General features: G+C 40.3%; 1 protein-coding gene. It reads right to left on the bottom strand.

Features of this window, described 5'->3' with window-relative positions:
* Positions 1-82: 82 nt before the first annotated feature.
* Entirely contained in the window at positions 83-1,300 is a 1,218-nt protein-coding gene (locus NBH15_RS29075; protein ID WP_250824209.1) for a Fic family protein, read from the bottom strand.
* Between the last annotated feature and the right edge of the window lie 301 nt (positions 1,301-1,601).

The raw sequence follows: 1,601 nt of genomic DNA, 5'->3' as shown, positions 1-1,601 counted from the left end.
TAATGACAAGCCTTTCTGATGCTTTATTACGGGGTGACAAGCTATACAGAGTGACTGTGAACTTATTGACAAGTAAAGTCGTTTAACTACCAAAAAAATGACAAGTGATTTTAGGGATAGACATATAAACTTGATGGGAGCGATAACCGACAATGTCGGACGGCTTAATAATACCTGCCGTAACGCATGGCATGAACATCTCGCTGTGCCATACGGACAAATCACGTTCTGCCACTTCCGCACTGTTCATACCATTCAATATATCAGATATACCTACTTTGACTCTCTGAAATGCCTGCCAATAACCACGTGCCGCAAGCGCATTTTTGGAATCTGCATCGTCTCCTTCCGGTTTCCAAGCACCACTTTTGACTTTGTTTATCAATTCGTCCGTTACCCGATACCCCTCAATAGACAAGGAGTGATAGGCATCCAACTTGTATTGTGCTTCCATTCGTTGCAAAAATTCAGCGGTGGAAAGTGTGCTTTTGGAACGGGTGAAATGGGCAATAACCTCTTCCCGCATATTCTGCCACATCAGCCGTAAACGGATGGCGTATGGTGATGGAGATAAACTAACTTTGACAACTTCTTCAAATGGATCTTCTTCGTAAACTGCATAACCAATGCGCTTCATTGTTCCGGCAATTTCATCGGCAATATCCCCTCTTCCGATATTACGAAATGCTCCAATTACTCTTCCTGCTCGTGCGGTTTGTCCCGTATCTACCAATATTTTCAGAATCTCAGAGCCATCACGTATCATTGCGAGAGCTGTTCGCATGGCTAGTGCATCATTTCGATACATCGTTGGTGTGGCCACAATCAAGGCTTCGGGTAGTGTGTAGAGATTGAGTTTATACGGATTGTTCGTATCAATCTTTGCGGGTAATTCTGCCCCTAAATTAAAAATAGAAGTAGGAGGGATCAACTGAACCACATAATTGTTGCCTTTAGGTGCTCTTATAATAACCTGGTTGGGAACAATAGTAGAACCACTATATATCGCCAGTGATTGTTCCGCAGACAAACACCACTCATTACCATAGCGTTCATTTGCGTATCGAGCAATAAAATTCCAGAACGAAGCATACCATGCTGTACTATCACCCGGCATTTCCCTTGGGTCAGTAACTACATACCAACCTTTTATGATGGGTTTAAGAAAGTTATTATCCACCAGCCTTTTAATATGGGTTCGTGGCATATCGCCACTTTTTATTATTGTGAAATCATCATTCCGTTGCACTTGCTTAAGCACATCTAAAGAAGAAGCTAACAGTTCTACTATCGTTGCCATAGTTCTGAATCATTATGTGTAACACGAATATTCGTCTTTTCATTTACACGATTATTACGATCTGAAATCACACGATTATCATGCGAATATAATGCGAATTTTATTATGAACCAAATAATTAGTGTTAGAACTTAAGGTCGGATAGGCCTCCAAACCCCTCACGAAAATTTCCATATTACATATCTTTTTCCATTTAAAATCCAAACAAAGTTGGATAATTCATTATTAATTAACTTTTATAATTTATCTTTGTATCAGGATGTTAAGAGGAAGTAGGCTCTGCTGAGGAGCAACCTACCAG

The organism is Parabacteroides caeci, from assembly GCF_023656795.1.
Lineage (GTDB): Bacteria > Bacteroidota > Bacteroidia > Bacteroidales > Tannerellaceae > Parabacteroides > Parabacteroides segnis.
The sequence above is the reverse complement of the archived record's forward strand: the minus strand, read 5'-3'. Positions and strand labels throughout refer to the sequence as shown.

What these genes read in the sequence shown, in the direction of transcription:
- NBH15_RS29075 (WP_250824209.1), bottom strand. Translation starts at nt 1,300, where the DNA reads ATGGCAACGATAGTAGAACTGTTAGCTTCTTCTTTAGATGTGCTTAAG.